Origin of the sequence: Alteribacillus sp. YIM 98480 (assembly GCF_009765375.1) — a bacterium.
Lineage (GTDB): Bacteria > Bacillota > Bacilli > Bacillales > Marinococcaceae > Alteribacillus.
The window spans coordinates 1-5,690 of the sequence record NZ_VTOK01000031.1; the positions used below are offsets into that span (position 1 = coordinate 1).

The 5,690-nt window shown below is 35.6% G+C and carries 7 protein-coding genes and 3 pseudogenes; 3 read left to right on the top strand and 7 right to left on the bottom strand.

Annotated elements, in window-relative coordinates:
• Positions 1-143 precede the first annotated feature (143 nt).
• Positions 144-353: pseudogene (locus tag FZF09_RS22385) on the bottom strand (ATP-dependent DNA ligase); the annotation flags it as partial.
• A 92-nt stretch (positions 354-445) separates the two neighbouring features.
• Here FZF09_RS22385 and FZF09_RS22390 point away from each other — a divergent pair.
• A complete protein-coding gene (locus tag FZF09_RS22390; protein ID WP_158738746.1) occupies positions 446-961 on the top strand; it encodes a hypothetical protein in 516 nt (171 codons plus the stop codon).
• Between the two features lie 252 nt (positions 962-1,213).
• Here FZF09_RS22390 and desA read toward each other — a convergent pair whose 3' ends face one another.
• Entirely contained in the window at positions 1,214-2,263 is a 1,050-nt protein-coding gene (gene desA, locus FZF09_RS22395) for a Delta(5) desaturase DesA (protein ID WP_158738747.1), read from the bottom strand.
• 354 nt (positions 2,264-2,617) lie between these two features.
• Between desA and FZF09_RS22400 the strand changes: the two genes are divergently transcribed.
• Positions 2,618-2,815, top strand: a complete 198-nt coding sequence (locus FZF09_RS22400; protein ID WP_158738760.1) for a cold-shock protein — start codon at positions 2,618-2,620, stop codon at positions 2,813-2,815.
• Between the two features lie 86 nt (positions 2,816-2,901).
• Positions 2,902-3,021: pseudogene (locus FZF09_RS22915) on the top strand (IS200/IS605 family element RNA-guided endonuclease TnpB); the annotation flags it as partial.
• A 326-nt stretch (positions 3,022-3,347) separates the two neighbouring features.
• On the opposite strand, the gene FZF09_RS22405 reads toward FZF09_RS22915, so the two are convergent.
• From FZF09_RS22405 to FZF09_RS22920, 5 genes and pseudogenes are all read right to left on the bottom strand, one after another.
• Positions 3,348-3,671, bottom strand: a complete 324-nt coding sequence (locus FZF09_RS22405) for a hypothetical protein (protein WP_158738748.1) — start codon at positions 3,669-3,671, stop codon at positions 3,348-3,350.
• Positions 3,672-4,194: 523 nt separating this feature from the next.
• Positions 4,195-4,335 carry a hypothetical protein gene (locus FZF09_RS22710; RefSeq protein WP_233269606.1) on the bottom strand — a complete coding sequence of 47 codons (141 nt, stop codon included), beginning with the start codon at positions 4,333-4,335 and terminating at the stop codon, positions 4,195-4,197.
• Positions 4,336-4,385: 50 nt separating this feature from the next.
• The gene (locus FZF09_RS22715) at positions 4,386-4,574 is read right to left on the bottom strand and encodes a hypothetical protein (protein ID WP_199256848.1); all 189 of its coding nucleotides are present in this window, start codon (positions 4,572-4,574) and stop codon (positions 4,386-4,388) included.
• Positions 4,574-4,756 (bottom strand): DUF2281 domain-containing protein, encoded by a 183-nt coding sequence (locus tag FZF09_RS22415; RefSeq protein ID WP_158738749.1) that lies wholly within the window; start codon positions 4,754-4,756, stop codon positions 4,574-4,576. Before FZF09_RS22415 ends, FZF09_RS22715 begins: the two co-directional genes overlap by 1 nt.
• 98 nt (positions 4,757-4,854) lie before the next feature.
• Positions 4,855-5,690: pseudogene (locus FZF09_RS22920) on the bottom strand (tyrosine-type recombinase/integrase); the annotation flags it as partial.

The window sequence follows — 5,690 nt, forward strand, 5'->3', positions numbered from 1 at the left end:
TTCCTGAAGCATGCAGCTGGACGATTTGTTCTTTAAATTCTTTTGTAAAGCTTCTTCTTTCTCGTCTAGTCATATACCATTCTCCTTAGTGTTTATTTGAACTAAGTCTATATGACCTTATCAAATCTGTCTAGCTAAGTGTAACCGATCCAAATCGTTCCATCTGGAATATCTATATCAATAAGTTCCTTAAAATTAGCGGTTACTTCATTGTTATGGCGAGTAAAAAGTTTAACATCCCCGTTAAATTTTGAAAGTATGAGTCTAACCCCATCGAATTTTGTTTCACAAATGTAATCTTTTTCCATCGAAGGTTCTTTGCTCGCATGCAGGAGCATGGGCTTTATAAACATGATACATCACCCCTCTTATACTTTATCTTTGATAAGCAGCTATGTAACTAGACGGTCATTGGTACATTAACCTATAACTGGGAGTGTGTTTTATGAGCAGGAAAGATGCTTGGAGCCAAAAAGAAGACAAGATATTAGCAGATAGTGTTCTTAATCATATCAAAGCAGGTCTTCCTCAATTAAAGGCTTTTGAAGAAACTGCAGAAAGATTAAAGAGATCGAAAAACGCGTGTGGATACCGTTGGAATGGTGTGTTACGCAAAAAGTATAAGGAGAAAATAGAAGTAGCAAAGCAGAAATGTGAAACTTTAGGAGAAACCGAACAAAAATACAACATGGATAAAGAGATTGATTACTCTATTAATTTAAAGATTGACGAAGCAATATCTATATTGGAAAATTTGAAGAAAGAGGGAATTGCTCAATTACAGGCTCGTTATCAAACGCAAACAAAGGAATTAGAAGAATTACAGGGAGCCTACAAACGGTTAAAAAGCGACTACGACCAGATTTGTGAAGAATATATGGAGTTAGGATCACTCTTTAAGAAGATTGCTAACTTCTCAGAGAGAACGAGAGAGTTAGCGCTTACGGAAGAGGAATCATAAAACAGCCTGCACACGTTGTTCATAAATAATAAAGTTGTTTCATTGCTGGAAAGGGTTTGAAAAACTTCCACAATCGCGCCCCGATTATTGAAGATTATTGTTCGATATCTTATTAAAGATAAGTACCCAACAATAGTTTAATAAGCTTGATAAGCTTTGCCTACGTAAGTTCCTCCCACCATGTCAAAAAAATGGGAACCATTTTTGTAATAAAAGACCCTTCCCGTGAAAAGAGAAGGGTCTCGCATTCATTTATTTTTCCGTAAAACCGGTTCTATGATTGAGCTTCTCTTTGGATGTTGTTGTCTTACCAAGACCTTTTCCATCATTAAAACCGACAAATGACTTATTTGCTTCATCATATAGCCTAAAACGAATAGATTTTAAACTGGATATGAAGGTTAATGTTGTTACCCGGTGTAATGGCGGAGTTGATTCATGTGCTTTTTCCAAGTGATAATTAGGGATTTTGGGACTTAAATGATGGACATGGTGGAATCCAATACTACCCGTGATCCACTGTAACCATCTTGGAAGTTTATAATAGGAACTGCCATCGACAGCCGCTTTTACATAGTCCCATTCGTCTTCATTTTCAAAATAGGAATCCTCAAATTGATGCTGGACATAAAATAACCATATCCCAATGGATGTTGACACGAACAGAATAGGAAGCTGAATAACTAGAAAGGACTGCCATCCTACAGTAACGATTAGGACCGCATAGACTGCTGCAATAGAAGCATTGATCAAGTAGGTATTCCATCGTTCCTTCCGTTCTGCTTCTTTTCGATTCTTACGGTTCACTATTAAAAGAAGAAAGAACGGACCCAGTCCAAACATAATGATGGGATGTCGATAGAATCGGTAGGACACCCGTCTCCAAAAGGAGGATTTCCTATATTCATCCACTGTCATTACCCATATATCTCCTGTTCCTCGTTTATCCAGGTTTCCACTTGTCGCGTGGTGGATCGCGTGTTCTCTTTTCCATTTATCAAATGGGAAGTGGGTGAGGATCCCAGTCATGGTACCAAAAAATCTATTTGCTTTATTGTTTGTAAAAAAGGACATATGGGCACAATCGTGAAAAATAATAAATATTCGAACCAAAAAACCTGCTGCGACAACTGCTAATCCAAGGGTCAACCAAATAGATATAGATAAACTTTGATAGGCAAGAAACCAAAGCAGGAAGAATGGCGTAATAGAATTTAATAACTGTTTTATACTTTTTTTGTTATCTGTATTTGCAAAAGGTGCTACGCTTTTTCTTAATTCTGCTTGTTTTTGTTTACTCATGTGTGTCCCCCTGGCATCATTTATGCTTTCTATAACTCTTTACAATAAGTCATTTAAAACTTCAAAAGAAATCATACATATAAATATAATAAGAAGACATAACCATTGTAATACTTCCCTGAGCTACCCCGTTATAAACAGGAAAACACAATTGAAAAATGTTAAATATTGTATTCAATAAAATAAACCTTGCATTCATTTGAAAAAGATGGTAAAGTTTGTATACTTGATTTTGTTCAAACTTCTAAAAGTTAGATAAAGATAAAGGGTTAACCTATGTCGTCTTGCTGGTTAGTAGAACAAGTTTTAAGAATACATGTTGTGTGTATTATACACACAAGGAGGAAATGAATGATGGAACAAGGTACAGTAAAATGGTTTAACGCAGAAAAAGGATTCGGCTTTATTGAACGCGAAGGTGCTGATGATGTATTTGTACACTTCTCTGCTATTCAAGACGAAGGGTTTAAAACTCTAGATGAAGGACAACACATTTCTTTTGATGTTGTCGACGGTCAACGTGGACCTCAAGCAGCAAACGTACAAAAATAACACAGTTATATATATATCACATCTAACACACCCACAAGCCACCAAATATATTTGGTGGTTTTATTTTGAGTAGACAAAAGTTATTACGATTTGTATGTAATCATTTTTTAGCAAAAGGGAACAATACCTACAAACAAACAGGAAAAGGATTAACTTATAACGCTTGTTCTAAACAATTAACTCCATTAAAAAAGAAATTCGTTTGGTGAAAAGAAATAGACAGCATTGCTATTCAATCATCCCTTTCCCTATAAAGGCCGCTAGAGCCATCACACTTAACCTCCATTCGGAATGTGCAAGATTCTTCATTTTTGCCTCCCTTCATTCTTCGATTTTTTATTTACGCACTACAGCATTATTAACAGCTTCGTTTGGTTTATATTGCTCATATGACGAGAGTTAGCACCTCTCTATTAGAACTTCATACAATTTGCCTCATTCTCCTTATATTACACATGCGACATTAATCAAATTTAGTTTTAAACGGTCTGTTATCTCGAAACTGAGTCTTCAACTAATGCCTCCAATTGTTTTACAATGCGCCCCTATCCCGATACGAAAACAACGTAAGTGCATTTAATAAAATGGTAACAATGACAAGTACTGTTGAAGCAACAGCTACACCACACATCGTGTCCATCAGAGCAGCCCAGTCTTCAATTTTTACCAAGTGAAGGTTATAAAAAATTTGTAAACATATTGCGATAGCGCAAGCGCTAAAACTGATATAAATGGACAGAGCAATCCATTTCTTATTCTCCTGTTTTATATATCTTGCAAGATTAATAATAGGAATTATCCAAGCTACTAATCCAAGTATCAAACTGCCGATGTTAAGCCAACCAGCATCAATCATATTTTATCCCCCTACATTTTTCTTTCTAAATTTCTCCTCAACAAAATGTCCCTAAAAAGGAAAATAAGCGCTTCTCCTTATTACAGGAAAGCGCCCGTTTGTTTAACAAGTAATCACTGAATCAATTAGTTATTTTAAACTCCACTTGTTATTAAATAGAGAGATTATAATAATTAATCCAGAGATAATACAGAGATAAGTGGTTGGATACTTAAAAGACAACAAGAACGCATCAACTGTATAAATATCACTACAATATTCAACATTTTCTGGTGTAAAAATAAACATAGGTTTGCACTCTGACAATGGCAATACCGCAATTTGATTAACAAAGAAACTTGAATAAAAACCAGATATGAAAAAATAGCCAGCAAAATTAAACCTATAATTTTTTTCTTGTTGCTCAAAATTATCCCCCCCCTTATTCCTCTCTTTTGTTAAGCTAAACTGCCTGATTGTAGAGTAGGGTGAATACCTAATTCAACAAGGTTTTTTGCTGTTAAATAAGAAAAGTACTCATCCATTAATCTACTTGATGAGTACTGATCCATTTCTTAATATCCTTTGCATCTAATTGTCCACCGGCTACTTCAAGTCCAAGGGTAACCAGTTCATCTTGTGTATACTCCATATTGATATCATTTAACTTAAGAAGTAGAAGCATAACGGACACACCAACCCGTTTATTCCCATCAACAAATGCATGATTATTTATTAACCAAAGGTAATAGCGGCAATTTTATCCAAATCATTTGGGTATAAGTCCTCGCCATCAAAAGTGGCGAAAACTCGATTCAACGCACTTTCTATTAACGACTGGTCCTTGATACCATATGAGCCGCCCGTTTCTTCAACAATTTTTTGATAAAACAGGATGACGTGCTCTATAGAAATACTCTTCATTATTTAGAAAGCTCCTTGAGAGCTTCTTTATTATCTTTCATTACATCATCCATGAGAGAAGATAGCTTTTCTTCCTCTTTTTTCTCCTTATGATGAAGAAATTCAATAAAATCAATAACTTCTTGTTGTTTGTCTTTTGGGAGGCTTTGAAATTCATGTAAAAATCTCTTTTCCACACTCATACTTTCCACCCCATTAAAATATAATTATTCTTATTTTACCATACATTGGCGTGGTTTAGACGTTCTTTTAAATGAAAAGGATGCTGGGTATTCACTCTTTAGAAATATTTACTGTAAAGGTCATGCCTTATCTTCCCGCTAAGTTGAGCGTATAGTTTGGTTGTTTCACTTTTCTCATGACCAAGTAAGCTTTGAATTACTTCCAGCGGAGCTCCGTTGTTCATCATATGAGTGGCATAGCTGTGACGTAATTGGTGAGGATGGATGCTTTTTTTGATCCCTGCTCGATTCGATATTCTCTTAATGATATATCTTATTAAATCAATGCTCATACGTCTTTTAGGACTTCTCTCCGTAATAAACAAACACGAATCCTCGTCCTGCCTTTCATCTAAATACCTCTTTAACCAGAGGGAACAGCGCGTATTAAAATACACTTCCCTCTCTTTGTTTCCTTTTCCATGGACAATCACAGAATTGGTCGAGAAGTTTATATCATCACGATTGATTTTTACCACTTCGCCAATTCGACAGCCCGTGGAATAAATAAACTCAAATAAAGCGTTCTCCATAGAAGTTGGGCATATTCCCTAAGATGCTCGATTTCAAGCTCAGTTAAGAATTTTGGTATCCTTTTTCCGACCTTGAGTTCTTTCAATTTGGCTGCGGCGTTTTCATTAATAAAACCCTCATCATATGTCCATTTGAAAATGGAACGGATACAACGAATGCGATGTCCTAAACTAGATGACTTTAAATGATCCCCTGCATCCATCAGATATTCTTTTAATTGATTTGCAGTTATTTTATTCATATCGGTATCTCCGAAGTATCGTAAAAGCAGATGGTACTGAAAACGATAGGTTTTCAGTGTCAATTCTGAATAGCCCTCAATCTTTTTATCACGCTGATAGCTTTCCCAAGCCTCTGATAA